Source organism: Sporosarcina sp. FSL K6-2383 (genome assembly GCF_038618305.1).
Lineage (GTDB): Bacteria > Bacillota > Bacilli > Bacillales_A > Planococcaceae > Sporosarcina.
Genome location: NZ_CP152017.1, coordinates 1,333,503 through 1,359,636 on the forward strand (window position 1 = coordinate 1,333,503; position 26,134 = coordinate 1,359,636).

Genomic DNA, 26,134 nt, shown 5'->3' on the forward strand with positions numbered 1-26,134 from the left:
TTCTTAATTATCCTCATCGAGGCGGAATGTCTCGTACACTGTCCAAGAACCGTCCTCAAGCTGATAGAGAAGATGGAGGCGATCAATCGTTTCTGTGTGATCCACGCCAATCATTTTAAGTTGACCGATAATATCATCGTGTTCACCAGAAGTGAGTTTTTGTGCAATTGTCACGTGCGGAACAAATGCAAACTCAGGTTCATCACCAGGGAAATTATAGTTTAGGTCTTTATGCAATGCTTCTAAATCATCGTTTAATTCTGCTTTGAAGTAAATCGTATTTGTAATAGGAGCAAATGAGCTGACCTTTGAAACGTTCAATTCAAAAGGCTTATGCTTATTTGTGACTGCTTTAATCGCTTTGGCCACTTCTGCAATTTCTTGATCGTTCGCTTCGAATACACCTTTAACTGTCATATGCGGTGTGATAAGTGCATAATGCGGGTCGTATCTTTTACGGTAAGCATTTGCCAGGTCCTGAAGTTTCTTTGATGGGAATGCAACAACGCCGTATTTCATAATGTTACCTCCTAGTAAGAATGATTTGGTAAAGGCTTTTATTAGTATTGATTATACCAGAATGCTTGGGAAAATGTCCGTTTTGTCCGAAATCAATTAACTGAAGTATGGTCGCTTTTACAAATTGTATGTTTTTTGAATAGCACGTCGGACATCGGGCTGCCAATGCTTCCAAGTATGGTCTCCTTCAAATTCTTCATAGAAGTACGGAAACCCTTTTCTTTCGATCAAATCTTTTAAAACGCGATTCGGAGAGAGGAAATCACGAACACCATCAACCGTTGTTTTCACTTCTGTTTCACCTTGTCCAATGACATGGTAAATCGATAAATGCGAAGGGCTTTGTGCCGTTTCGACAGCTTCGAGTACGCGTTCATCGACAAGAGGTGAATGAAGAATGACCTGTCCAAAGCTATTTGGGTATTTTAATGCTGTTAGTAAAGAAACGGTTGCTGCTAGCGAGTCTCCAATAAGTCCGCGACCGGCGCCAATCTGATACGTCGGATAATTGTCATCCATATAAGGAACGAGCTCATGAGCTAGGAAGCGGATATAAGCCTCGAGGCGATCACCTTCTGGATGATACATGCGTCTCCGTTCCGAAACGCTTTTATAAGGGACACCCACGACAATGACGTTTTCAATGTCACCAGCATCCATCAGCTCATCGACAACGCGACCAATTCGTCCGTATTGAAAATAATCTTTGCCGTCTGATGCGATGAGCACTGAGTATTTATATAAGGGAGAATAGTTATAGGGCAAGTGAATGAGTAGTTGCATCTCCTCGTCAAGTTCTTTGCTGTAGATTGTGATATCTTCAATTTTTCCATATTTCATTTTGAAAGACCCCCTAGAAGAGTATGTGTACTGAAAGTGTAACATATCGTTAACTACAGGTATAATGGTTATATTCTATTTTTAAAAAGATTAAAAAAAGGGAGCTGAACAGAATTGTTTAATAACCAAGAGAGTGTCCATTCAAAAGTAGTAACAGCAGCGACGAAAGCGGCGCTGGAGAGACGTGGGGTAACAATAGAGGCGGTAGCTGAAATCGTTTTTGAATTACAGCAACCGTATAATAAAGGACTTGAAATGGCGCATTGTATCGAATCAGTTGAAGGTGTGTTACGCAAACGGGAATTGCAACATGCGATACTGGTTGGCATCGAGTTGGATGAGCTTGCAGAGCAAGGGAAATTGTCGGCGCCATTGCAACAAATTGTAGAGTCGGATGAAGGACTATTTGGTGTGGATGAAACGATTGCACTCGGTGCTGTGTTTACATATGGCTCTATTGCGGTAACGACATTTGGGCATCTGGATAAAAATAAAACCGGTATCATTAATGAGCTTGATACGAAGGTAGGAAGAGGTATCCATACATTCCTCGATGATCTTGTTGCAAGTATTGCAGCATGTGCGGCTTCACGCATTGCGCATAGAACCCGTGATTTAGAAGAAGCCGGGGAAACGTTTGAAGATATTAAACCCGATGAAACGATGCCTGAAACGAAAGTGAAGGGTACACATATCTGAATCGAATGCATCCATATATTATCGTGAGTAGCGCAGAGAGGGCTCCTTTTCTGCCTGCTTTTTATTGGCAAAAAGGTTGTATACGCTTGCAAAAAACTGAGTAGTCATAAAAGTGATAGCTAAATGTTTGATAATCATGGTAGAATGAATTTTAAGTTTACTTTTAGTTTAATAAAGGGGGAAATAATCAAATGAAAAAGACGAAATTACGTTTGTTGGGATTTGTAACGTTAATGGCACTACTTGTGCTAGCTGCATGTAATTCTGGTGACTCAGGTAGTTCTAGTGATTCGGGTAGCCCAGAGAAAGAGACTGAAACCGCCAAAACAAAAGAGGATTACGATTTCCTTAGTATTTTAACGGGTGGAACGCAGGGGACGTACTATCCATTAGGTGGATCATTTGCAGATTATATTACAGATGCAACGGGGGTTAAGACAACAGCAGAATCTTCACAAGCTTCGGCTGCAAATATGACAGCTCTTCAAGACGGTGATGCTGATATCGCATTCGTTCAAACGGATATCGCTTATTACGCTTCAAAAGGTGAGCTGATGTTTGACGGTGAGATTATTGATAATGTATCCGCTATCGGTGCATTGTACCCAGAAACTGTTCAATTAATCACGTTAGAGAAGAATGGCATTAAAACATATGAAGATTTGAAAGGAAAGAAAATTTCTGTTGGAGCACCTGGGTCAGGTACGTATGCTAACGCGGAACAACTTCTTGAAATTCATGGTCTGACAATGGATGATATTAAACCACAAAACCTTGATTTTGGGGAGTCGCAGGAAAGCCTGCAGTCTGGTCAAATCGATGCAGCATTCATCACTGCAGGTACGCCTACAGGTGCTGTTGAAGGATTGAACGCAGTTGCAGACGTTTTCGTTGTTCCAGTTGAAAATGCTAAAGCAGAAGAATTGATTGAAAAGTATCCTTATTATGCAAAAGAAACAATTCCGGCAGGAACATATGGATTGACTGAGGATACACAAGCAGTTTCTGTAGGTGCTATGCTTGTTATTCAAAATGAAATTCCTGAAGATCTAGGCTATGAAATTACGAAAGCGATTTATGATAATGCATCAAAACTTCAGCATGCTAAGGGTAAATTGATCAAAGCTGAATCAGGACTTGATGGAATTGGTATTCCGGTTCACCCTGGTGCACAGAAATACTTTGATGAAGTAAATAAATAATACATTGTAATCTGAGGGGGCGGTGAGGCATTAGGCTTCTGCCGTCCCATTTTTTTATCTTCATTTAGCTGAATATGATACGGGAGGAAGAGGCGGATGAAATACAAAGTGATTGTTCCGCTCATTCTTTTGATTATGGTTGTTTCGTTTTTTTTGCCTATTAAACAAGCATTTACGTTTACCGAGCACAGAACGGAAAATCCAAAACTCTTCTATATTCCAACAAAAAGCAACGATAACTTTCAAATTCGGTATGTCCATTCTATTCATCTAACAGATGTTATCGAATCCTATGAAATAACGGCGGATCAAAAAATTCGACTCGTTTCAATGCAATATGAGGATCTAGCAATTGGTTTACCAGGCTATGCAGAAGAAGGGGAAACATTGTCAGTGAATGATGGAGTGTACACGCTTACATATGATGATAATGTGATTGACTCTTTTATCATGCTAATTGGTAATGTAGATGCAGACTTAGCTTTTCGATATGTTGGAACTGAACTAAACTTAAAAAAACAGCTAGTTAGAGGAAAGTCGTACACATTTTGCGTGAAAAAACTATCCGTCTATCAAATGCTGAAGGGGGTCAATATGAATGGGAAAAGAGACAAAGCAGAATGATTCAGAAATCCTAGAAGTTGAACAAGAAGAATTTAAAATGCTGTCAGAAGAAGAACAGTTAGAAATACTTCAAAAGTATGATCCAGAATCGAATACGCGCAATGTTACTGGAATTTTTAAGAAAATTGTCTTTTTCGGTTTACTTGCATTTTCCATTTTCCAATTGTATACATCGATTGGAACACCTTTCACCGCCTATATTCAACGCTCGATTCACTTAGGATTTGCATTGGCACTTATTTTTATCCTATTCCCCGCAAGAAAAAAAGTTGGAGTCAAAAGGAATAAGGTTCCTTTTTACGATATAATCCTGTCACTTCTTGCAATAGGAGTTGGCTTGTATTGGCCATTATTCCTTGAGGAACTTGTACTGCGTGTTGGTCGTGTATCGCCACTGGATATGGTTGTAGGTGTTATTGCTATTCTACTTACTTTAGAGGCTGCAAGGCGCGCGGTAGGATTGCCGATTACAATTATTTCGGTGACATTTTTAACCTATGCATTTTTGGGACCCTATTTCCCAGGATTCCTTGCACACCGCGGGCAAGATTTGAAAAGTGTAGTTCAACTGATGTTTTATACGACGGATGGAATTTTAGGAACACCGATTAGCGTATCTGCGACATTCATATTTGTGTTCTTGTTATTCGGAGCATTCTTGGTCAAGACAGGTGTTGGGGCTTATTTCAATGACCTTGCAGTGGTGTTGGCGGGTCGTTTAGTGGGGGGACCTGCAAAGGTCGCTATTTTCTCAAGTGCTTTACAAGGTACAATTTCGGGAAGTTCGGTAGCCAACGTTGTAGGCTCGGGCTCTTATACCATTCCAATGATGAAAAAACTAGGTTATCGAAAAGAATTTGCAGGCGGTGTTGAAGCAGCCGCTTCAACGGGTGGTCAAATTATGCCACCAATTATGGGGGCAGCCGCATTCCTGATGGTTGAATTTATAGGTGGCGTTACGTACTGGCAAATCGCCAAAGCTGCTGCGATTCCAGCTCTTCTTTATTTCACAGGTGTTTGGATCATGACACATTTTGAAGCGAAGCGCGTAGGTTTACAAGGAATGGCTGAAGATCAGATTCCTGATCGAAAAGAAACATTAAAGAAAATTTACTTGCTGTTACCGATTATTGGGATTATTGTATTCCTATTAGCCGGTATTGCAACAATGAAAGCCGCTCTTCTCGGAATTGTTTTAACAATTGTCGTGAGTGCGTTCGACAAGTCTACACGTCTTGGATTGAAGGATATGATTCATGCACTCGTTGATGGTGCACGTACGGCACTTGCCGTTGCAGCAGCAACAGCTTGTGCAGGGATTATAGTAGGGGTTGTTGTAAAGACTGGACTCGGTTTAAGTCTTGCGACAGGACTTATTTCAGCCGCGGGAGGAAACATTTTCCTTACGCTATTCTTTACGATGCTCGCAGCTATCGTATTAGGAATGGGTTCTCCTACTACAGCAAACTATGTCATAACATCGACAATCGCGGCTCCAGCGATTATTACGCTATTGATGCTAGATAATCCAGATGCAGCAGTTCCGCTTGTTGTAGCTATATCGGCGCATCTATTTGTATTCTATTTTGGGATTATAGCAGATATAACACCTCCGGTTGCGCTTGCAGCGTTTGCCGCGGCTGGTATTTCAGGCGGGGATCCTATTAAAACCGGTGTTGTGTCAGCGAAGCTTGCTGTTGCAGCATTTATCATTCCGTATATGTTTGTATTCAATCCTGCGATGCTAATGATTGGCGCCTCCATTCCTGAAATTGTTTGGGTTGTTGCCACGGCGATTATTGGAATGATTGCGATTGGTGCGGGAATGATTGGCTATTGGTATCGTAAATGTAATTGGATTGAGCGTATTATTGCGCTCGGAACTGGATTGCTCCTTATCTATCCTGAAACAATTACGGATATTATTGGTTTGGTTCTTTTCGCAACAATGTTTGTGATTCAATGGTTGTCTAGGAATAAAGACAATAATAAAGTTGCAGTTGCTTCTTAAATAAAATGGCAGAACTCCCTTCGCTATTTATAGTGGAGGGGGTTCTACTTATTTTAGGAGTGAATCAATCTCGGAGTAGGGCTATTTTGAAAAAAGTCCAAAATTTGTTTTTATAATGTGATAAAATTTGATATGCTTCTACTATAGGAGATGAAAGAGTACTTTATACATATGAAGAAAAAGAGAGAGTTATTATTTAGAAGATAGTTGATTGTCGATGGAACAATGTTACCCATCGACAAAACAGCGAATACGTGCAAATTTTACATATATGGCGTTACTGTTGTGCCCGTGACAAGCGTCAAAAGTGAAAAGACTTGTATTATGAGTCAATGAATATTTTTTAACGATACCCGGGTAATTCAATTTTCACATAAATCGGTATTTTCTCACTTGCAATTAGACCGAAATAAATATATAGTCGATGTTCAGCATATAATACTTTAGACATAAAGAAAGATGAGAAGAGGGATGGGTAAATGCAGAAGAAGCAAAGAAAACCAAAGATGCAAGCAAAACAAAAAGAGCAAAAGAGACAAGGTGCTACCAGTAAAATTTCATTCAAATTATGGATACTCACCGTCTTGTTAAACGCTATAATTGGTACTGTAATTGGTTTAACAAGCTATCAATTTGCTAAAAAGGATATAGTAGTCATGAGTGGGAAATTTGATATAGTACTTCTAATTTTGGTCGTGGTAGGTATTGGTTCAGCTATTTTCTATGGTGTCATAAGGAAAAAGGTTGCCCTATTAAGTGATATCTCGCAAAACTCTCTACTAATTGCCGATGGTGATTTAACGGGTAAACAGCTTCCTGAATCGACTGATGAAATTGGTAAGATTGGTGTCTCTTTCAACCAGATGACGACTAATCTGCGTGCATTGCTAACAGATGTACAAGAAACTAGTAAATTATTAGTGACTTCGGCTAGTGAGCTGTCTGCTGTGTCAGAAGAAACGTCTGCAAGTAGCGATGAAATTGGCGCTGCCATGATGGAAATTACGACTGGTGCAGTTGGACAAGCGACTAATCTAGAGGATACAAATAAGAGCCTAGGCCTTTTAGTAGCTTCTGTTGGTAAAATGAATGATCAAAATCAGCATATTAAGGAAATTAGTGCGATTTCTGAGGATGCAACGGCAAAAGGACAAGACATTGTTGCGGTTCTAAAAAAGTCAAATGATGAATCGACGTTAGCAGCTGATCAAATCAGTGTTGGGATTACTAATCTTTATACGAAATTAAAGGATATTTCGACGATTACAGATGCGATTACTAATGTATCCTCACAGACGAATTTACTGGCATTAAACGCTAGTATTGAAGCTGCGCGGGCGGGCGAGCATGGTAAGGGCTTTGCGGTTGTAGCTGAGGAAGTAAGAAAATTAGCAGAGCAATCAAGTGTCTCAACGAACCAAATTCAGCAGATGATTATTGGAATCGAAAAAGAAGTAGAAGACACTGTGATGGCGATGATGACAACAACGACTATTTCCAATCAATTGAACACAGCTGTGAAGGATACAGAAGATGAGTTCAATAAAATTGCAGCATCAGTCCAAGAAACTTCAGCAGCAATGGAACAGTTAAACGTTGAAATTCTGCAAGTAACTGAACAGAGTACAGTTATCACTGACGCTATTCAAAATGTATCAGCAATTGCGGAGCAAACTGCTGCATCTGCGGAAGAAGTGACTGCATCTGTGGATGAACAATCACAAGCAATTGCGAGTGTGACAAAGCTTGCACAAGGGTTAACGGATTTAAGCGAAAGAGTAAGCGAAGCGATTCGAAAATATAAAATATAATTTGAATTAAAATAGAAAATATCTCCTACAACCAGAAATGGATGTGGGAGATATTTTTTAATCCTTTTTTTAAGGTTATGTAGCATTGTCATAGGGGTTGTCTACTTTATGCCATATGCTAGTAAACAAGGTGTTGTTACTACATATGGTAATCAGACCTTAGTAGGAAGGGAGGGAAAAATATATGGCCTATACAAACATTAATAACTTTGTTCCGACATCACTCTATCCACTCAAAGCACCATATGTTATGGTGCCGGAATACATTACAATCCATAATACTGCCAATGATGCGGCGGCCATTAACGAGATTGCTTATATGATACGTAATAAGAATGCCACGTCGTTCCATGTCGCAATTGACGATAAACACGCTGTGCAAGGAATTCCATTCAATCGTAACGGATGGCATGCTGGGGATGGTAATGGGACTGGCAACCGCAAATCTATTGGGATTGAAATTTGTTACTCGAAATCAGGCGGTGCTACCTATAAGGCGGCCGAAGCAAATGCCATTGAATATATTGCTCGTTTACTCAAACAATTTGGCTGGGATGCGAATCGAGTTAAATGGCACCGGGATTGGAGTGGTAAACAATGCCCGCACCGTATCATTGGAGAAGGTCGTATGAATTCTGTCCATAACGCGATTGAAAAACGCCTGACTGAATTGAATACGAATACATCTATAGGATCAAAGGAGGGGATACGCATGTTTAGTCCAAGTTCTGCCACGTTGAAAATTGCCTTCGAACAATACTTAGCAGATGCTGTTAAGGATGGTTTATTGACGGAGAAATGGTTAACTGACTTTAAGGAAGGAAAGCTGTCACTAGACGACGCACTTGCATTGAAAGTCATTGTTGACCAGAGAGGGAAAAAAGGATAATTGCTATTGCGGGGAAAATATAAGTACTTGAGTGCATTTAAATTTACTAGTTCTAAATACCATTGTATACTATCTGTATTAATACTAAACGACTATGAAGTGTATAGAGCTAAAAATAGGTTGAAAGGAGTTAAAGTAATGGAAGCACAAGAATTATTAGTTAAAATTAATCAGAGTATCGAAAATCTAGATTTGATATCGGCAAGAAGATATATTGAGGAAAATCTAGAGTTGTTACGAAAAAACAGACATCATCTTTCCAAAAATGCAAGAGAATTATTTGATTACCTTCAAAGTGAGTCTAATTCTTCGACAAACAATTATAATCGCCGCGAACTCCACATGATTAACACCATCAACACTTATGCCACTCGATTTGATGTACGAGGCCTCAGATTATCAGTCAAAAATAATGCGGATTTACTGATGAAAAAAGATATTCGCCTCTATTTAAATGCAGATGCCAAGATTCTTTTAGAAGGTATGAAAGCTATTCAGGTGAGTTAAGTGCCCAGTAGCTAATATTCAAAAAAGTGACCCTTTGAAAGGTCACTTTTTTAATGTCTTTAAAATAAAGCTAACAATTAGTACAAAGATAATAGCACCGATTAAAGTAGGAATAATGAAAAATCGACCTATTTCTGGTCCCCACGAACCTAGCAGGATAGAACCTAACCAGCCACCTATCAAACCTGCAATAATGTTACCAATAATTCCTCCAGGTATATCTCTTCCGATAATCATTCCTGCAAACCAACCAAGTACACCACCAACAATTAAAGTCCATAGTAAGCCCATTTATTCATCACTCCTAGATTTGTATATAACTCTATTCCCAGTTACCAATATTTAAAACAAAAAAACACCAACCTCTAAAGGATGATGTTTTCTATAAACTCTTGGTACGTATGACTTTCTAAGTATGGTCCCAGACGGGCTCGAACCGCCGACCCCTACCTTGTCGAGGTAGTGCTCTCCCAGCTGAGCTATGGAACCTGGGAAGTTATCGTGTGCATCTGCTTACTGCACAAATTCTATTATAGCCAATCTGTAAAAGAAGTCAACACTTTTTCAAAACAATTGATCTGGATTTAGATCAAGCCTTCGACGGATGTCTCGGGTTGTGGGGTATAATAAACGATAGAATTAGATAAAAGGGGTGTTTTCAATCGAAAGACAAATTGAACTACCATTTGTTTATGATTTTGACCGTGCGCTGGATAGGCTTGCAACCAACCCTGTTAATGCGGTTGATTGCGCGCAGCGACTGATTCGCATTCCGATGCAAGAAGGGAATGTTGTAACGCTTCGAGGGACGGGAACAACAGAGAAACCAGTTTTCACGATGCAAGGGGTGTTCAGTGATTTACAATTTGAAGAGATCAAAATGATTTTTCACTTCGACAGGGCTCTTGACGGCGTTCAAGCGCATTTTGTTGGTACGGATTTGGAGTCGCTTTTTATAGATCATGCAGGGACTCCGCTCATTAGAAGTTTTTCGTTATATGGAGATCTTATGACGAGTATTATCCATCAGCAGTTAAATCTATCATTCGCCCACACCTTGACTATGCGTTTTGTAGAGTCGTTTGGAGAGCAAGTGGACGGTGTATGGCGCTATCCGTCGCCTGAACGAATTGCTTTACTGGGTGTCTCAGAGTTGCGTGACAGGCAGTTTAGCACACGGAAGGCGGAATATATCATTGGTTTGTCGCAGTCGATTGTAGAGGGGGCGCTAGACCTTGAACAATTCAAAAGGATGGATGATGCAGAGGTAGTGGCTAAGTTGGTCGCATTTAGGGGAGTTGGACCTTGGACAGCGCAAAATTTTTTGATGTTTGGACTAGGACGCCCGAATTTATTTCCATTAGCGGATATTGGCTTGCAAAATGCTTTGAAAAAACTATGGGGGATGGATCGTAAGCCCACTAAAGAGGAAATGCTAGATCGTTTTCCTGATTGGTCACCGTATTTAAGTTACGCCGCCTTATATTTATGGCGTAGCATTGAGTAAAGGTAGTCCAGTTTTCAAGATTCGTTGTCCAGTTTCGGGAAAAGGTTGTAGAGTTCCCGTAATTGGTTGGACAGTTCGTCCTAGGTTGTACAGTTTTCAGAGTTTATTGCACTGTTAGAACAAAAAGCTGAATAATTTACGTCTCCACATAAAAAAACAGCTTTTCCGCAATCATTTGGAAAAGCTGTTTTAAGGTTCGCTTGAAATGAGGATCATCGGCACAGTTCGTCCGTTTACTATCAGTGTGGTAGCTCCTGTGCTTGTTCTTCCTCGTTAAAATACAGGAAATTTTCTTCCTCTAGTTCGTTGAACCGTTCTTTATTAATACCTAGTGAAAGGTCGCCTTCAAAAATCGTTTCCCACCAAGTTTCAGTTGTTGTCATGTCTATTTCCTCCTTAATAGTCTTTGTTGTTTGAACATTCTTTTCCCTTGAATGCTATACTATAAAACATAGAAGGGCGAAAAGGATTCGTATGGCCTATCCTTTTTCCTTCGATTAAAGTAAGATGAATCATCGTGAAAAAGGGGATAATCTCATGAGAAAAGTTACTTTTGCCATTGTCGGAACAGGAATTGTTGGCGAACGGATCATTAAACAACTACTACAAAATACTGAGGCAACGATTGTTGCTTTGTTTGATGAAAACGGAAAGCGATTGAAAAAAATGGCGGATACATATGGACTGTATGCGGCATCCTCTTATGATGAAGTACTTTCCCTGAAGCCGGACTGGGTCTATATTGGTACACCACCCGTGTCGCATGCAGGGCTTAGCGAGCAGGCGATTGCCAAAGGATTGAATGTGCTTTGTGAAAAGCCCCTGGCGCATGATGTGGCAAACGGCCTAGTGATGTCTACGGCAGCTGCAGGCAAAAGCAGTATCAAGACGGCAATGCATTTTCCACTCCTTTACAATCCGGCAGTTCGGCATATGATGCAGCTTGTCGATGAAGGTGCCATTGGAAAAATCCTTCGAGTTGAACTACAAACGCATTTCCCACATTGGCCGCGCGCCTGGCAACAAAATCCTTGGATTGCTTCGCGTGAACAAGGTGGCTTCACACGTGAAATTTTTCCGCATTATTTTCAGCTTATGTACAGGATGTTTGGTCAATTGTCGATCACTTCCCATGAAACCGTTTATCCTGAAGATGAAACGCTTGCAGAAATGGGTGTCTTAGCAATCGGAAAAACAAAAGGCGACATTCCTTTTTTGGTGAATGGTATTGCAGGAATTGGTCAGCAAGAAGAACTGTCCTATACAGTATATGGAGTAGAAGGTGTTCTGAAACTGCGTAATTGGTCGGAACTTAGCAGAGCACAAAAAGACAGTCCTTTTGAAATATTGACATCCTTCGATTCTGTGAATTCGTTAACGGATGAGTGTATTTTAGCTGTTAATGGTGAAAAATCGCTACTTGTATCCTTTGATGAAGGACTGGAAGTGCAAAGGTTGATCGATCAGCTGCTAGAGTAAATATGAATGGAGGAACCGTTATGAATTTTACTGCACAAGATGTAGAGACGATGATTGCAAGCCAGCGAAATTTTTATTTTACAGGGGAAACGCGAAGTGTAGCTTTTCGTATTGCGATGCTTTCAAAGCTAAAGGAAGCGATTCAGTTAAATGAGGAAGCAATTTTGGAAGCACTTCATTTAGATTTACGAAAAAGTCCCTTTGAATCGTATGTAACGGAAATAGGTTTTGTCCTTTCAAGCATATCGCATATGATTAAAAATCTGGAGCAGTGGATGGAGCCGGAAGTGGTCAAGACGCCTATTCATCTGCAACCAGCGAAAAGTTTCATCGTGCGCGAGCCATACGGATCTGTACTTATTATTGGGCCATTCAATTATCCATTTCAGCTAGTGATGGAGCCACTTGTTGGTGCAATTGCAGGTGGTAACTGCGCAGTTGTTAAACCGTCAGAGACTACAATCCGTACGGGGGCAATCCTGAAGGAGATTTTGACGGCTATTTTTCCACCGGAGTTTGTTCGCGTTGTTGAAGGAGAGCAGAAAGAAACCTCGGCGCTTATTCACGCATCGTTCGACTATATTTTCTTTACAGGAAGTGTAGCTGTTGGGAAAGTAGTCATGAAAGCGGCGGCGGAAAGATTGACGCCGATTACGCTTGAGCTAGGTGGGAAAAGCCCTGCGCTTGTCGATCAAACCGCGGATATAGCAAAAGCGGCTGAACGAATCGTATGGGGCAAATTCGTTAACAATGGACAGACCTGTGTTGCACCTGATTATGTAATGGTGCATCACACCGTGAAAGAAAAGCTCGTCAAAGCAATGTGTGTGGCGATTCGCAAGTTTTACGGAGAGGTGGCTTCGGAAAGCTTAGATTACGGTAGGATTGTCAATAATAAGCATTTTAGTCGTTTACTCGCGATTCTTGAGAAGGATCGTGCACATGTAGTTTATGGGGGCAATTTCGACCGCAAGGATTTATTTATTGAACCGACAATTCTCGACAATATATCATGGGATAATGCTTCAATGGAAGATGAAATTTTCGGCCCGATTTTGCCGATATTGACTTACGATAATCTTGGAGAAGCCGTGCACCGCATCCGTCAACTGCCAAAGCCACTTGCGGCTTATATGTTTACGGAAAACGAGCAGGCCTCGACATACTTCACAGATAATTTGCCGTTTGGTGGCGGCTGCATTAATGACACAATTACGCATGTAGGCAATGGGAACCTACCGTTTGGTGGTATCGGTCCATCAGGGATGAACGCTTATCATGGGAAATATAGCTTTGAAGCATTTACACATGCCAAAGCGATGATGAAAAAAAGTACAACGATTCCGATGAATATCGCGTTTCCTCCATATGGTCAAAAACTAAAAATAGTAAAACCGCTTATCCGTTAAGGACAGCGGTTTTACTTATGTTATCGGCACTGTAAGAACGATCTCTGTACCTTCGTTAATAACGCTAGAAACGCTCATTGTACCACCTTGGTCAGTGATGATTTTTTTCGAAATCATCATACCAAGCCCTGTACCTTCAAGTTTCGTCGTAAAGAAAGGCTTGTAAAGATTGTCCAACGTTGTCTGATTCATGCCAGATCCGTTATCAAGAATTATGATTGAAATGCTGTTTATCTCGCGAGTCAGAGTAATGGTTATGTCTCCCTTTTCACCAATTGCCTCACAGGCATTTTTCAATAAGTTAATGAAAACCTGCTTCATCCCATCCTCATTGCCATTATTCGTCACAGTGTTGGCAGGAATAGAGGAATTGCAAGCAATGGACCGTTTAGCAAACTCAGGCTCGAACATGACGATAACATCTCGTAGCGTTTGCTCGATGAAAAATGCGGTGAATTTCTTTAGATTCGGTCTAGATAACACTAGAAATTCACTTACAATCAAATCAATGCGGTTGATTTCACTATGTATAATATCTGTGTATGTACGATAGGGATTGGTAGGATCGCTGTTTATAATTTGGATGAAGCCTGAAATCGATGTCAGTGGATTACGCACTTCGTGGGCAACACTTGCTGCAATTTCACCAATGGCTTTGACCTTTTCGGTATCAATTACTAATTGTTCAGCTTGAAGTCTTAGTGTAATATCACGTGAGATGAATGTCATAGCGACAATCTCTCGTTGTTTATTATAAACAGGAGTAATGGTTAGTTCTGCATCAAATATCACTCCATCTTTGCGCATTTCTTTTGTGCGCAGTAGGGGAAAGCTTTTCCCCTGTAAAACAGACCTTGTTCGTTCTTCGACTTCCGCATCTTCGGAGGAAGGAAATAACCTGGGTGATTTCCCGATACATTCCGTTTCTTTCCAGCCATAGATTTTTTCAAATGCAGGATTGACTTTAATAATTTTTTGGTCCAAGCCAAAAACGACAATGGCGTCTTCTGAATGCTCAAAAAAGAGATCGAGATAGCCTTCTTTTGACATGAGGATAGTATCCATTCTTTTGTTTTCAGTAAACATGCTATTCCACTGAGGGGAAATTTTAAAGGTATACAACAAACAGAGAAAAGCGACCATGAAGAAGATGGACACAATATGATAAATTTCCACTGCCCCACTACCTGAAAGATAGCTGGCATGATGAAAATAGCACAAAAAACCTAGTTGGGCGGTAGTGATAGTAGTCATAAAGAAGTTGATACGGGAAACATTGTAGATAATTGTTAGGAACATTGGGAATATCAAGTAAAGCAAGTTCGATAAATCAGGTACGAATAAGTTGATGAGAAATATGTATAAGTTATAGGTAATAATGATGACTAGACGCAAGGAAAGAGGATTCATGTCCAGTCGTTGCATGATAATGAGCGCAGCGATAGATGTAACTCCGAATAGTGCCGTGCTTGTTTCGTAGATATTATGTAAAAAGGGTACAAAAATAAGATGAACAATGACGCCTGCGACGAAAAAAAGTATAATAAACTTGTTGCGTGAATGGATGATGGTTGAATGTTCCATTAGGCACCTCGACTAAATTCAATTCTTTATACTAATATCATACACGATTCCACGCCTACATAAAATAATGATATTCAGCGTGGACGAGAGGGGTAATGGAAATGACGATGAAATTGAATGAGAAACGTACAATCGAACTATTGAAAAAACTAGTGGAAACACCAAGTCCATCAGGTTATACGGAGAAAGTGATGGAGCTTATTACACAACAATTCGATGATATTGGGGTTGCCTACAAAAAAACGAATAAAGGAGCGGTTATTGCCACAATCGAGGGAGTAGACACAGCACGTCATCGTTTGCTTACTGCCCATACGGATACACTTGGCGCGATGGTAAAAGAGATTAAAAGTGATGGTCGGTTGAAATTAACGATGGTTGGAGGTTTTAACTGGAATGCGGTGGAGGGCGAATATTGCCTTATTCATACAGCAGGTGGCAAAGAGGTGCGTGGGACAATCTTGATGCATCAGACAACGGTCCATGTCTATAAAAATGCTGGAACTGCGGAACGTAGCGCGGATAATATTGAAGTACGTATTGATGAAAAGGTAACGGATGCGGCTGGCAGTCGTGCACTCGGTATTGAGGTAGGCGATTTCGTATCCTTTGATCCGCGTTTTGAAGTGACGGACAGTGGATTTATTAAATCACGTCATTTGGATGATAAAGCGAGTACGGCATTGTTGCTAGAGCTTGTGCGTTCACTACAAGAGCAAGGAACTACGCTCTCGAATACAACGCATTTCTATATTTCTAATAATGAAGAGATTGGCTTTGGTGGAAACTCCAATATTCCTGAGGAAACAGTCGAGTATATTGCTGTTGATATGGGTGCGATTGGAGATGGACAAACGTCGGATGAATATACGGTGTCGGTTTGTGCTAAGGATTCAAGTGGTCCTTATCATTATGCGTTGACGCAGCATTTGACGGGGCTTTGTAAAGAAGGCAGAATTCCATTTAAATTAGATGTTTACCCGTATTATGGTTCAGATGCATCTGCTGCGATTCGGGCAGGCTTTGATGTCAGACATGCTTTGTTTGGACCAGGTATTGAATCATCACACGCATTGGAGCGGACACATATGGATTCTTTGACAGCAACTGCGCAATTGCTTTATGCGTATGTTACTTCAACGATGATGGACTGAACGGAGGTTTTTTGATGGATACAGCAACGTTATTGTCAGTATTAGCAGTTAAACAAGTGGCGGGAGTAACACCGCTGACCGTGACGGATATTGCGGTGGATTCGCGTGCGGTGAGTGCCGGTGGCGTTTTTGTCTGCATCGAAGGCTTTACGGTGGACGGTCATGATTATGTAGATAAGGCAGTAGCTAATGGTGCAAGAGTAATTGTTGCTTCGAAACCGGTTGCAGTCGATTTAGATAAAGTCGCAGTTGTCACTGTCGATGATACGTCACGGGCTATCAGTTTGTTGGCGTCCCGTTTTTATAATTATCCTTCCAAGCAAATGATGATGATTGGTGTAACCGGTACAAATGGCAAGACGAGTGTTAGTGGTATTATCCAGGCTATTTTGCAGTTAGCAGGTGAGAAGTCGGCTGCATCGGGAACGATTGGCTTTAATGTGGATGGGACGTTGTATGAAACGGATAACACAACGCCGGATACGCTGACGACACAGGGCATGATTGCACAGGCGGTAGCAGAGGGCTGCAAGACGATGACGATGGAAGTGTCCTCGCATGGACTTGTGGAAGGCCGTTTAGCGGGCGTGGAATTTGATATTGCCATTTTTACCAACTTGACGCATGACCATCTTGATTTCCATGGGACGATGGAGGAATACGGACATGCTAAGGGATTACTATTTTCTCAGCTAGGACAAGACTTGGACAAGCGTAAATTTGCAATTGTTAACGCAGATGATGCATGGAGTGCGAAGTTGAAGGAAATGACGTCGTATCCTATCTTGTCTTTTGGTATCCATAATGACGCCGTGTTCCGCGGGACGGATATTGTGTTAGCAGCGGATGGAACATCGTTTACACTGACTGCACCAGATGGGGAATTTAAAGTCGCAATGCAGTTGATTGGTGAATTCAGTGTGTATAACGCATTGGCTGTCATTGCAGCGCTGTCTGTGAAAGGACTGGCAACAGCTGATATCATCGGCTATCTTGCACAAGTACCTGCTGTGAAAGGTCGTATGGAGCGGGTGCAGACTGAATTGCCATTAACGATCTATGTTGATTATGCGCATTCACCTGATGCCATAGAAAAAGCGATTGCTGCTGTTCTTCCTTATAAAAAGGCTGACAGCAAGCTCATTTTTGTCATTGGTACTGGCGGCAACCGCGATCGCGTGAAGCGTCCAATTATGGCGGAAAAAGCATCAGTTGCAGACTACGTTATTTTGACGACAGATGACCCGCGTGACGAGCCATACGAGTCCATTGTAGGGGAGTTAGCGGCGGGTATGCAGCACAAAGGCTTTGCTTGTATCGGCGATCGCGAAGAAGCAGTACGCCATGCTGTTGAAGTGGCGGAGCGTGGAGATATACTTATTTTTGCCGGTAAAGGGCATGAGGACTATCAAATCATCGGTTCTACAAAATACCCACACTCCGACGCGGAAATCGCGCTGGCAGAGGCAGAGAAGAAATTTGGTACGGGTATAGTGGAGAAATAAATGCGGGGAGTCATCCTGTTATGAGAAGAAAACGCTCAGAAAAATCTGAGCGTTTTTTGACGTATATTTACAGAGTTTATCTTACTAAAGTACACGGTTAGTTAGAGTATCTTAATTCTTGATCTATCACACTAAAAAACATTAATTAAAATAACCAAACGAAAGGTAGAAACAGCCAATAGTCATCAATATTTGTAATGCTTACATACCAAAGTATTATTCCAATGATTACAAAAGGCGCATTTTTCCAACCTTTCTTCACCCAACCGAAAGAATGTGCTAAAGCTAATAACCATAAAACGAAAGGGATAACAAGTAGATAGAGGCCAATAGACCAAATTCCTAAAAAACTAACAATATACATAACTAATCCAGCTAACCAATACATTTTTGCAGCATTTTTAATGATTGCTACAATCGTCAAGAATAACCCTAATAGAAACAGACCCAAAAAAATAAGTGACCATAACATAGATACCTCACCCCACTATTAATTTTAATAACGTACCTTGTGATCATAAGTAATCGTGTAAGAAAATATGATTAGTAGGCGATGCCTACACGTGATTTTATATAATGGCTACTTTCAATCTGCTTATATGCAAATTCTGCTGTATCTGATACGGATATTTTAACGCCATCTACGGGTAAAAAATCACGTTCCACACGATATTCACCTACACTTTCTCCATCCGGTAAATACGTAGGACATACAATCGTCCACTCGAGTGTTGATTGTTTAAGCATATCGTAAACTTTATGGTGTTCTTCTGCTGCACGGGTTGATTTACGTTTTGATTCATTTGATTGATAACGGAGTACGGTTGGCGTCGTTCTACTTTGTAAGATTCCCGCAGTTCCTATCGTGATAATTCTTTGTATACCTTCGTTTTCCATTGCTTCGATAATTAATGGCATACTCCCTGATAAAGTAGTTGTGTCATCAGTGTTTAGAGAACTAATCACTACATCAATCCCGTCCATTGCACGTACTAGATCATTTTTAGATAAAACATTCCCTTGAATAATCGTTATATTTTCACTATCTATTTGAATCTTCTCTGGAGTACGAACTAATGCAGTAACATGATGTTTGCCATGAAGGGCAGCGGTTACTAGTTGACTTCCAACTCGCCCAGTTGCACCTAAAATTAAAATATTCAACAGTAAAATCCTCCTTTTTACGCATACAACTAGTACACTACATCATAATTGCTATTATTTCGTCTTTTTCACCTTAGGTACGAGTACTTTACGTTTTTGGGTTAGAAATATGTATGCTATATTGGAAAGATAAGGTATCGGAATTTTTTGGTTATTGGTCAACGGATTTTTATAAGAGAAAAAGGAAGTGGATAGATAAATGGAACGCTTCATTTTAAATTTGGCATTTTACTCCATGCCAAAGTCTTGGGTTTCTAGTTCGGGTGAGGAATATACTATTTTTACCAATAAAGATATTGACAAAACGTTGAGGACTCAGAGTACGTACTATTTTAATCGTGGAGATCTTAACTTTTTTAGTCAGTTTGGCAAAGCCGCGTATTCGTATTGGTGTCAGTCTGTTTCATTAACGAAAGAGGAAATAGCTTGGTGCAATGATAGTCATGATTTAGCTGTGGGCATTTTGTTTAATAAGTTAAGACTGAATTTGCAAGAAGATAGCGTCACAGCAGGCAGAATAAAAAATGTTGACGAGCAATTTGATTGTCGACGTCAAATAGAACTTTTTTATCCTGCTGATAATCGCGCTATGTTTAAGCTACAAAGGATCGATTTGAATTGGATGGCAGATATGCATCTTGATTTTGAGTTTAGAATGCTAAGTGATTCTTTACTGGAAGAGCTAAAAAAACATAGTATGTCTTGAACTAGAACGCTTATAGAGAGGTATTCAACAGAAGGAACCTTCCATCAACCGAGAGTAGGTTGGAGGGGTTCCTTTTTGTATGTTGAAAATTCTAATGAAAAACTGTTGAAATCCCCACGTAATGCGTCTATGCTAAGAAAAGCGAAACAGAAGGAGATAACTTAAAATGGATAAACCTATACAAGAAGAAATTGCATCACGGCGTACATTTGCAATCATTTCTCACCCGGATGCTGGGAAAACAACGATTACGGAGAAATTGCTTTATTTCGGTGGTGCGATTCGTGATGCAGGTACAGTGAAAGGAAAGAAGACGGGGAAATTTGCGACGTCTGACTGGATGGAAATTGAGAAGCAGCGTGGAATTTCGGTTACATCATCCGTTATGCAATTTGACTATGACGGCAAGCGCGTCAACATTCTCGATACACCTGGACACGAAGATTTCAGTGAGGATACGTACCGTACGTTAATGGCTGTTGATGCCGCAGTCATGATGGTCGACTCGGCCAAAGGGATTGAGCCACAGACGATTAAATTATTTAAGGTTTGTCGTATGCGTGGGATTCCGATCTTTACGTTCATCAACAAAATGGACCGTCAAGGGAAAGAGCCACTTGAATTAATGGAAGAATTGGAAGAAGTGCTTGGTATTGAATCCTATGCGATGAACTGGCCGATCGGGATGGGGAAAGAGTTCCTCGGTATTTACGATCGTTTCAATAATCGTATTGAACAGGTTCGCGTGGAAGATGAAAAACGTTTTCTTACGTTGAATGAAGACGGTGGACTTGCTGAAGAACATCCGATGGCAGAAACATCTTATTATAAACAAGCACTCGAAGACGTTCTTTTATTAAACGAAGCAGGTAATGATTTTGATGAAGAACGTGTGGCGAAAGGTGAACTAACGCCGGTATTTTTCGGCAGTGCGTTGACAAACTTTGGTGTGCAAACATTTTTAGAAACATTTTTACAATTTGCGCCAGCGCCACAATCACGCATGACGAAGGATGAAGCAGAAGTCAATCCGTATTCGGAAGAGTTTTCAGGTTTCATCTTCAAAATTCAAGCGAATATGAACCCGATGCATCGAGACCGTATCGCGTTTGTCCGTATCGTTTCAGGCGCATTCGAACGTGGGATGACCGTCACTGTGCCACGTATTTCGAAAACATTTAAGTTGACACAGACGACGCAATTCCTAGCGGATGACCGTGAAACTGTCGATGAGGCGGTAGCTGGCGATATTATCGGCTTGCATGATACAGGGAACTACCAAATTGGTGATACAGTCATCGGTGGGAAATCATCCTTCCAATTCGATGCATTGCCACAGTTTACGCCAGAGCTTTTCGTGCGTGTAACGGCGAAAAACGTTATGAAATCGAAGCATTTCCATAAAGGGATTTTGCAGCTTGTCCAAGAAGGGGCTATCCAATATTACCGAACGCTTCATACAGAAGAAGTATTGCTCGGGGCAGTTGGTCAACTACAATTTGAAGTGTTTGAGCACCGCATGAAAAATGAATACAATGTGGAAGTACGCATGGAACACGTCGGATCGAAAGTAGCGCGCTGGATTGAAAACGAAAGCGACGTGAAAGAATCGATGACAGGGCAGCGCGCAATGCTCGTGAAGGATCGCTATGATAATTTAGTGTTCTTATTTGAAAATGACTTCGCCATGCGTTGGTTCCACGATAAATATCCGGACATCCGGTTATATAGCTTGTTATGATGAAAAACCTAGTAAACGCGGTCTAACCGCTTTACTAGGTTTTTTTCATTGCTTATTAAATTATAAAATTTCCTCATTATGGATTTTGTTGAGTCTTTATATTTAAACTCAAAGGGATTTCCCCGGGGTAGTCGAATTTTGGGGAAAGGTGGTTCAGTTCGTTAGATAGGTAGTTGAGTTTGCCAAAAGGGTAGTCCAGTTTACCCAGGGTAGTCGAGTTATCATGAAAGGTAGCTCAGTTTGTCATATAGGTAGTTGAGTTTGCCAAAAGGGTAGTCCAGTTTCTCTGAGGTAGTCGAGTTATCATGAAAGGTAGCTCAGTTTGTCATATAGGTAGTCGAGTTTTCGAAAAGGGTAGTCCAGTTTCTCTGAGGTAGTCGAGTTATCATGAAAGGTAGTTCAGTTTGTCATATAGGTAGTCGAGTTTGCGAAATAGGTAGTCCAGTTTTCCTTGCGAAGAGCGAAAAAAGTCCATAGTATAAACTATTCACTCGGGACACGGATAGAGGTGCTTTAGCGCTTTTGTTCTTGGATTATTTCTGGTTCGCTTTCGTCTAATGACTTCCAATCTCTTATCTGCAGCGTCTCTCCCACCCATTGCTGAAACATACAAGGTTGCAATATTGTCATGTCAACGTCATCTGAAACGAGGGCTAGAAACCTATATCCCTCCTATAATGAAATTAAGAACAGAGAAAGTAATCAAATAGAAAAGGAGCTAAACAAAATGAAAAAAACAATACTAGGTATCTTCACAGCACTTATGGCGGTAATGGTACTAACCGGTTGCGGTTTGTTTGCAAAGGCAAATGGAGTAATCTTATATGGAGAAGAAGAGGAAGTTGTAAAAGCCGTGGAGAAAGAAAAAGAAAAAGATGATTTTATAGAAGAAGAGCAGCATAAATTCAAGATGTTAATAAAAGATGATCGCGAAATCATGATCTTAGCAGAAAAAACAGCTCAATCACTTGTAAAGAAAAAATTAATAAGTGAAATAACAAATCAAGCAAAAGCTAAAACGGAAGTAATTTCATCTCTTTCGAAAGTAGCTAAAGGCGAAGGATTGCTTTTTACTAAGGACAAAGCATACGAATTGGAAATAGAGAATATCACCATTAAGGATGAAGGTAATTTGGTCATTGGGGAAGGAAGAGTATTTACAGACCTATTTTTAATTGTAAATGATGAAGATTGGGCTTCTTTAGCAGGAACAGAAAAAACAATGGCTATATTAAAGTACGACACAGATCCAAGTGCTGAGGGGTTAAGGTATGAAGTCGAAAAAACACAGCTAGTTCGAATACAAGACTGATGGTTCAGGTAATTACTTTTGTCTAGAACGTAGGTTAATTATTCTTTCATTCCCAAGAAATATCAAGGTTTCGCATATCTACAAAGTTCAAGTGAAAAATACTGTTGTTTGAAAAGCAAGGAATAGACGATTTTTTATTGAGAGTGTAAGTTCCCGAAGATACAATTTCGGGAACTTTTTGTCGTTTATACAATGCACCCCTTTGCAATACTTAATCAAAAAAGTAGCTGTAGTTTGAAGTCAGCTTGTTCTTTACATATGATTAACCTAATGATTGTTCTGAAGGAAAGGACCGTGCGTATGAAAATAAGTGATTTCTCGATAAAAAGACCTGTATTTACGATTGTGACGATGTTTCTCGTTATCATTCTTGGAGCGGTGTCATTTTATCGCATTCCGGTGACACTTATACCTGAATTGAACCCGCCGATAGGTGTTGTTGTGACCAGCTATCCGGGAGCTTCACCAGCTGAGGTTAGTGAGAAGTTGACGAAGCCTCTTGAAAATAGTTTGTCGACCGCACCAGGCTTGAAATCGATGCAATCTTCGTCGCAGGAAGGTTCGAACTTTATTCTGCTCATGTTTGATTGGTCGACGAATATTGACGATGTACAGCTCGATATTATGCAACGAGTGGATCAAGTGCCTGTTCCAGAGGGGGCCAATAAACCGCGTTTCATGAAATTTGACCCGTCTCAATTTCCAGTGATTCAGTTGTCGTTAAGGGCTACAACAGATGAAGCGGATATACGGAAAATTGCAGAGCAGCTGGAAACTGAATTACGACGGACAGAAGGCGTTGCGAGTGTAACGGTTTCGGGAAAATTAGTAGAAGAAGTCCAAATTATTTTGGATCAGCAAAAGCTGGAGTCTAACGGGCTTGTACAATCGGATGTCGTCCAAATGATCCAAGCGAATAATGTGTCGATGCCGGGCGAGCCGATTGAGACGCAAGATGGCCAGCAATTGACGACTCGTATTTTGAGTACCTTGACGACGATTGCTGACATTCGAGGTGTTATTGTCGGTGCGAATCCATTAACAGGAGCCAAAGTGACGATTGGGGACGTCGCGGATGTCTCGCTTGTGGAAGCAGACTCTGCTACCACTACGCGTGCCAATGATCAGCGAGCTGTTCTGATGTCTGTCCTGCAAGAGTCAGGCTCAAACACTGCCGATGTTTCCACTGCATTTAAAGAGTCATTGGACAAACTGCTGGAAAAAGAAGAATTTGCTGGTGTTGAAGCGGCTATTTTGTTTGATCAAGGTGATTACGTCAAGCTGGCCATTAATAATATCGGGCAGTCTCTCATACTGGGTGGTATTTTTGCCATGCTCATTTTGTTTTTGTTCCTGCGAGGTGTGAAAAGTCCAATCATCATTGGTGTTGCCATTCCCTACTCTGTTATTGTCACGTTTGTGCTGATGTATTTTGCCGATTTCTCACTTAATATTATGACGCTAGGTGCACTAGCACTTGGTATTGGGATGTTAGTCGATAATGCGATTGTTGTCATTGAAAATATTGAAAGGCATTTAGCGATGGGGAAAGAGCCGAAACATGCTGCATCTGAAGGGACGAAAGAGGTCGGCGGAGCAATTACAGCTTCGACCTTGACGACGTTAGCTGTGTTTGTTCCGGTTATTTTCATTAGCGGTCTAATTGGTCAAATCTTTACAGAGTTTGCCTTGACGATTTCATTTAGTTTATTTGCATCCCTCGTCGTTGCATTGACGGTTGTTCCGATGATGGCAAGCCATTTGTTAAAGAAGCCAAAGCGCAATGTAGCAGCACGCAGACGGCGCTCGAAATCACTAGGTAGCTTTGAAAGATCAGTCAAGTGGGCATTGAAGTATCGCGTAATTATCTTATTCATGACGGTGGTATTATTGGTACTAAGTGGCTTTGGTTTATTCAAGGTGGGAACTGAGTTTTTGCCGTCAACGGACGAAGGATTTGTGAGCGTTTCGGTGAAATTACCGAATGGTTCGTCTCCAACAGCGACAGATGAGGTCGTAAAGCGCATTGAGGCGCAGTTGAAAGATGAGCCGGATGTGGAGGTATATGTGAGCCTTGTGGGTGGCACGCAGGAAGGAATGGCGCAAGGATCATCTAAAGCGAATGTTGCTGAAATTTACGTAAAACTCGTGCCACTTGCCGATAGAGAACGTTCTATTTTTGAATTTGTGGATGCTGTACAACCAAAGGTGTTGCAGGAAGTAGGAGACGAAGCGACGATTGGCTTTGTTATGCAAACGGCAGCGGGCTCGAGCCCGAATACATTGTCGTTTGCATTGAATGATACGAACGAGTTTCGATTGAATGAAACTGTGTTGGAGTTGAACGAAGAACTCACTGGGCTTGATGCGGTGATGGAAGTAACGAATAATTTACAAAATACGGTTGATGAAATCCAAATACAACTAGACCGAGACAAAGCGGCAGCTCAAGGATTGACACCCTATTATATTGCGCAAACGGTCAATAGTGTCACACGGGGTTCATTTGCCACACAAGTTATTGGTGAAAATGAAGCAGTGCTTGCGGTACATGTGCAATATGACAAGAAATTCCGCGATAGTATCGAGCAATTGGAAAAACTGAAACTACGAACACCAGCAGGGACTTTTGTGCCGCTAAGTGAAGTAGCTGCTGTGTCGATTGCGGAAGGACCTGTCTCCATTCAACGTGTTGATCAGGCGCACTCGGTTACTTTTAATGTGAAATATGAGTCGTCACAATCACTTGGAGATATGACGAAGAAAGTAAATGCTTTAATTGCAGAATTAGGGGTGCCAGAAGAGGTTGAATTGACGTATAGTGGAGATCGCGAATTATTTGAAAATGCGATTGACGATATGCTAATGGCTTTGGTGCTTGCTGTAGTACTTGTTTATATTGTGATGGCGGCGCAGTTCGAATCATTCAAATACCCATTTGTCATCATGTTTTCTGTTCCTTTGATGGTTATTGGTGTGGCGGTAGGGCTGTTTATGACGAACACGCCGATTAGTGTGACAGTAATTATCGGGGTACTCGTTCTTGTCGGGATTGTCGTTAATAACGGAATTGTCCTTGTTGACTATATTAACCAGCGTAAAGAGGCGGGGCTGAGCTCGTATGATGCGATTATTGTCGCTGTAAGGGACCGGGTACGGCCTATCTTGATGACGGCATTGACGACAATTTTAGGCTTGCTACCGTTAGCACTAGGGCTTGGGGAGGGAACCGAAATGAATCAACCGATGGGGATTGCGGTCATTGGTGGGTTGCTCACTTCGACCTTGTTGACGCTTTATATTGTACCGATTATTTATAGTTTATTTGACCGAGAAACGAGAAGGCGTGCAGTGGGGGATAAGTGATGGAGGGCTTCCTGTAATGGGAGGCTCTTTTTTGTACATTGGATGTGCCAGCCGTTGGGGTAATTAGTTCAATGAGCTTACTAGTAATTAGACACTTGATTGTCA

Annotated in this window: 23 protein-coding genes and 1 tRNA gene; 16 read left to right on the forward strand and 8 right to left on the reverse strand. The window is 41.0% G+C overall.

Annotation, left to right across the window (positions count from 1 at the left end; genetic code table 11):
- Window positions 1-3: 3 nt before the first annotated feature.
- Together MKZ10_RS06670 and MKZ10_RS06675 are read right to left on the reverse strand one after the other, a co-directional pair.
- Window positions 4-519, reverse strand: a complete 516-nt coding sequence (locus MKZ10_RS06670; RefSeq protein ID WP_342509029.1) for a YjcG family protein — start codon at window positions 517-519, stop codon at window positions 4-6.
- A gap of 117 nt (window positions 520-636) precedes the next feature.
- Window positions 637-1,359: an esterase family protein gene (locus MKZ10_RS06675; protein ID WP_342509031.1), complete on the reverse strand. Its 723-nt coding sequence runs from the start codon at window positions 1,357-1,359 to the stop codon at window positions 637-639.
- 114 nt (window positions 1,360-1,473) lie between these two features.
- Between MKZ10_RS06675 and MKZ10_RS06680 the strand changes: the two genes are divergently transcribed.
- The 7 genes from MKZ10_RS06680 to MKZ10_RS06710 all read left to right on the forward strand — a co-directional run bounded on the left by MKZ10_RS06680 (window position 1,474) and on the right by MKZ10_RS06710 (window position 9,102).
- Window positions 1,474-2,058 (forward strand): phosphatidylglycerophosphatase A, encoded by a 585-nt coding sequence (locus tag MKZ10_RS06680; protein ID WP_342509033.1) that lies wholly within the window; start codon window positions 1,474-1,476, stop codon window positions 2,056-2,058.
- Window positions 2,059-2,249: 191 nt separating this feature from the next.
- Window positions 2,250-3,260: a TAXI family TRAP transporter solute-binding subunit gene (locus MKZ10_RS06685; RefSeq protein WP_342509035.1), complete on the forward strand. Its 1,011-nt coding sequence runs from the start codon at window positions 2,250-2,252 to the stop codon at window positions 3,258-3,260.
- A gap of 96 nt (window positions 3,261-3,356) precedes the next feature.
- Window positions 3,357-3,884 (forward strand): DUF1850 domain-containing protein, encoded by a 528-nt coding sequence (locus tag MKZ10_RS06690; RefSeq protein WP_342509037.1) that lies wholly within the window; start codon window positions 3,357-3,359, stop codon window positions 3,882-3,884.
- Window positions 3,859-5,895 carry a TRAP transporter permease gene (locus tag MKZ10_RS06695; protein WP_342509039.1) on the forward strand — a complete coding sequence of 679 codons (2,037 nt, stop codon included), beginning with the start codon at window positions 3,859-3,861 and terminating at the stop codon, window positions 5,893-5,895. The genes MKZ10_RS06690 and MKZ10_RS06695 overlap by 26 nt, the downstream gene beginning before the upstream one ends.
- Window positions 5,896-6,374: 479 nt before the next feature.
- Complete coding sequence (locus MKZ10_RS06700) at window positions 6,375-7,706, forward strand: methyl-accepting chemotaxis protein (protein ID WP_342509041.1); 1,332 nt, start codon at window positions 6,375-6,377, stop codon at window positions 7,704-7,706.
- 184 nt (window positions 7,707-7,890) lie between these two features.
- On the forward strand, window positions 7,891-8,595 hold the full coding sequence (locus MKZ10_RS06705; RefSeq protein WP_342509044.1) for an N-acetylmuramoyl-L-alanine amidase: 705 nt from the start codon (window positions 7,891-7,893) through the stop codon (window positions 8,593-8,595).
- Between the two features lie 138 nt (window positions 8,596-8,733).
- On the forward strand, window positions 8,734-9,102 hold the full coding sequence (locus MKZ10_RS06710) for a hypothetical protein (RefSeq protein WP_342509045.1): 369 nt from the start codon (window positions 8,734-8,736) through the stop codon (window positions 9,100-9,102).
- 42 nt (window positions 9,103-9,144) lie between these two features.
- On the opposite strand, the gene MKZ10_RS06715 is transcribed toward MKZ10_RS06710, so the two are convergent.
- Both MKZ10_RS06715 and MKZ10_RS06720 read right to left on the reverse strand, forming a co-directional pair.
- A complete protein-coding gene (locus tag MKZ10_RS06715) occupies window positions 9,145-9,393 on the reverse strand; it encodes a GlsB/YeaQ/YmgE family stress response membrane protein (protein WP_342509048.1) in 249 nt (82 codons plus the stop codon).
- Between the two features lie 125 nt (window positions 9,394-9,518).
- Window positions 9,519-9,591 (reverse strand) — tRNA-Val (locus MKZ10_RS06720).
- Between the two features lie 172 nt (window positions 9,592-9,763).
- Here MKZ10_RS06720 and MKZ10_RS06725 point away from each other — a divergent pair.
- Complete coding sequence (locus tag MKZ10_RS06725) at window positions 9,764-10,609, forward strand: DNA-3-methyladenine glycosylase (RefSeq protein WP_342510070.1); 846 nt, start codon at window positions 9,764-9,766, stop codon at window positions 10,607-10,609.
- Window positions 10,610-10,848: 239 nt separating this feature from the next.
- Here MKZ10_RS06725 and MKZ10_RS06730 read toward each other — a convergent pair whose 3' ends face one another.
- Window positions 10,849-10,992 (reverse strand): hypothetical protein, encoded by a 144-nt coding sequence (locus MKZ10_RS06730; protein WP_342509049.1) that lies wholly within the window; start codon window positions 10,990-10,992, stop codon window positions 10,849-10,851.
- Window positions 10,993-11,146: 154 nt separating this feature from the next.
- On the opposite strand from MKZ10_RS06730, the gene MKZ10_RS06735 reads away from it, so the two are divergent.
- Entirely contained in the window at window positions 11,147-12,088 is a 942-nt protein-coding gene (locus tag MKZ10_RS06735) for a Gfo/Idh/MocA family oxidoreductase (RefSeq protein WP_342509052.1), read from the forward strand.
- Between the two features lie 20 nt (window positions 12,089-12,108).
- Window positions 12,109-13,497 (forward strand): aldehyde dehydrogenase, encoded by a 1,389-nt coding sequence (locus MKZ10_RS06740; RefSeq protein ID WP_342509054.1) that lies wholly within the window; start codon window positions 12,109-12,111, stop codon window positions 13,495-13,497.
- 15 nt (window positions 13,498-13,512) lie between these two features.
- Here MKZ10_RS06740 and MKZ10_RS06745 read toward each other — a convergent pair whose 3' ends face one another.
- Window positions 13,513-15,081 (reverse strand): PAS domain S-box protein, encoded by a 1,569-nt coding sequence (locus MKZ10_RS06745; protein ID WP_342509056.1) that lies wholly within the window; start codon window positions 15,079-15,081, stop codon window positions 13,513-13,515.
- Between the two features lie 101 nt (window positions 15,082-15,182).
- Here MKZ10_RS06745 and MKZ10_RS06750 point away from each other — a divergent pair, with 101 nt between their 5' ends.
- Window positions 15,183-16,235 carry a M42 family metallopeptidase gene (locus MKZ10_RS06750; protein WP_342509057.1) on the forward strand — a complete coding sequence of 351 codons (1,053 nt, stop codon included), beginning with the start codon at window positions 15,183-15,185 and terminating at the stop codon, window positions 16,233-16,235.
- 14 nt (window positions 16,236-16,249) lie between these two features.
- Window positions 16,250-17,740, forward strand: a complete 1,491-nt coding sequence (locus MKZ10_RS06755) for a UDP-N-acetylmuramoyl-L-alanyl-D-glutamate--2,6-diaminopimelate ligase (protein WP_342509059.1) — start codon at window positions 16,250-16,252, stop codon at window positions 17,738-17,740.
- Window positions 17,741-17,885: 145 nt separating this feature from the next.
- Here MKZ10_RS06755 and MKZ10_RS06760 read toward each other — a convergent pair whose 3' ends face one another.
- Both MKZ10_RS06760 and MKZ10_RS06765 read right to left on the reverse strand, forming a co-directional pair.
- On the reverse strand, window positions 17,886-18,212 hold the full coding sequence (locus MKZ10_RS06760; protein ID WP_342509062.1) for a hypothetical protein: 327 nt from the start codon (window positions 18,210-18,212) through the stop codon (window positions 17,886-17,888).
- Between the two features lie 71 nt (window positions 18,213-18,283).
- A complete protein-coding gene (locus MKZ10_RS06765) occupies window positions 18,284-18,904 on the reverse strand; it encodes an SDR family oxidoreductase (protein WP_342509063.1) in 621 nt (206 codons plus the stop codon).
- Window positions 18,905-19,103: 199 nt separating this feature from the next.
- Between MKZ10_RS06765 and MKZ10_RS06770 the strand changes: the two genes are divergently transcribed.
- The 4 genes from MKZ10_RS06770 (at window position 19,104) to MKZ10_RS06785 (ending at window position 26,029) form a co-directional block, all read left to right on the forward strand.
- Window positions 19,104-19,610, forward strand: a complete 507-nt coding sequence (locus tag MKZ10_RS06770; protein ID WP_342509065.1) for a hypothetical protein — start codon at window positions 19,104-19,106, stop codon at window positions 19,608-19,610.
- Window positions 19,611-19,776: 166 nt separating this feature from the next.
- Complete coding sequence (locus MKZ10_RS06775) at window positions 19,777-21,351, forward strand: peptide chain release factor 3 (protein WP_342509067.1); 1,575 nt, start codon at window positions 19,777-19,779, stop codon at window positions 21,349-21,351.
- A 727-nt stretch (window positions 21,352-22,078) separates the two neighbouring features.
- A complete protein-coding gene (locus tag MKZ10_RS06780; protein ID WP_342509070.1) occupies window positions 22,079-22,663 on the forward strand; it encodes a lipoprotein BA_5634 family protein in 585 nt (194 codons plus the stop codon).
- Between the two features lie 300 nt (window positions 22,664-22,963).
- The gene (locus MKZ10_RS06785) at window positions 22,964-26,029 is read left to right on the forward strand and encodes an efflux RND transporter permease subunit (protein WP_342510072.1); all 3,066 of its coding nucleotides are present in this window, start codon (window positions 22,964-22,966) and stop codon (window positions 26,027-26,029) included.
- Window positions 26,030-26,134 lie beyond the last annotated feature (105 nt).

What these genes read in the sequence shown, in the direction of transcription:
- MKZ10_RS06670 (WP_342509029.1), bottom strand. Translation starts at nt 519, where the DNA reads ATGAAATACGGCGTTGTTGCATTCCCATCAAAGAAACTTCAGGACCTG.
- MKZ10_RS06675 (WP_342509031.1), bottom strand. Translation starts at nt 1,359, where the DNA reads ATGAAATATGGAAAAATTGAAGATATCACAATCTACAGCAAAGAACTT.
- MKZ10_RS06685 (WP_342509035.1), top strand. Translation starts at nt 2,250, where the DNA reads ATGAAAAAGACGAAATTACGTTTGTTGGGATTTGTAACGTTAATGGCA.
- MKZ10_RS06690 (WP_342509037.1), top strand. Translation starts at nt 3,357, where the DNA reads ATGAAATACAAAGTGATTGTTCCGCTCATTCTTTTGATTATGGTTGTT.
- MKZ10_RS06695 (WP_342509039.1), top strand. Translation starts at nt 3,859, where the DNA reads ATGGGAAAAGAGACAAAGCAGAATGATTCAGAAATCCTAGAAGTTGAA.
- MKZ10_RS06700 (WP_342509041.1), top strand. Translation starts at nt 6,375, where the DNA reads ATGCAGAAGAAGCAAAGAAAACCAAAGATGCAAGCAAAACAAAAAGAG.
- MKZ10_RS06705 (WP_342509044.1), top strand. Translation starts at nt 7,891, where the DNA reads ATGGCCTATACAAACATTAATAACTTTGTTCCGACATCACTCTATCCA.
- MKZ10_RS06710 (WP_342509045.1), top strand. Translation starts at nt 8,734, where the DNA reads ATGGAAGCACAAGAATTATTAGTTAAAATTAATCAGAGTATCGAAAAT.
- MKZ10_RS06715 (WP_342509048.1), bottom strand. Translation starts at nt 9,393, where the DNA reads ATGGGCTTACTATGGACTTTAATTGTTGGTGGTGTACTTGGTTGGTTT.
- MKZ10_RS06730 (WP_342509049.1), bottom strand. Translation starts at nt 10,992, where the DNA reads ATGACAACAACTGAAACTTGGTGGGAAACGATTTTTGAAGGCGACCTT.
- MKZ10_RS06735 (WP_342509052.1), top strand. Translation starts at nt 11,147, where the DNA reads ATGAGAAAAGTTACTTTTGCCATTGTCGGAACAGGAATTGTTGGCGAA.
- MKZ10_RS06740 (WP_342509054.1), top strand. Translation starts at nt 12,109, where the DNA reads ATGAATTTTACTGCACAAGATGTAGAGACGATGATTGCAAGCCAGCGA.
- MKZ10_RS06745 (WP_342509056.1), bottom strand. Translation starts at nt 15,081, where the DNA reads ATGGAACATTCAACCATCATCCATTCACGCAACAAGTTTATTATACTT.
- MKZ10_RS06750 (WP_342509057.1), top strand. Translation starts at nt 15,183, where the DNA reads ATGACGATGAAATTGAATGAGAAACGTACAATCGAACTATTGAAAAAA.
- MKZ10_RS06755 (WP_342509059.1), top strand. Translation starts at nt 16,250, where the DNA reads ATGGATACAGCAACGTTATTGTCAGTATTAGCAGTTAAACAAGTGGCG.
- MKZ10_RS06760 (WP_342509062.1), bottom strand. Translation starts at nt 18,212, where the DNA reads ATGTTATGGTCACTTATTTTTTTGGGTCTGTTTCTATTAGGGTTATTC.
- MKZ10_RS06770 (WP_342509065.1), top strand. Translation starts at nt 19,104, where the DNA reads ATGGAACGCTTCATTTTAAATTTGGCATTTTACTCCATGCCAAAGTCT.
- MKZ10_RS06775 (WP_342509067.1), top strand. Translation starts at nt 19,777, where the DNA reads ATGGATAAACCTATACAAGAAGAAATTGCATCACGGCGTACATTTGCA.
- MKZ10_RS06780 (WP_342509070.1), top strand. Translation starts at nt 22,079, where the DNA reads ATGAAAAAAACAATACTAGGTATCTTCACAGCACTTATGGCGGTAATG.
- MKZ10_RS06785 (WP_342510072.1), top strand. Translation starts at nt 22,964, where the DNA reads ATGAAAATAAGTGATTTCTCGATAAAAAGACCTGTATTTACGATTGTG.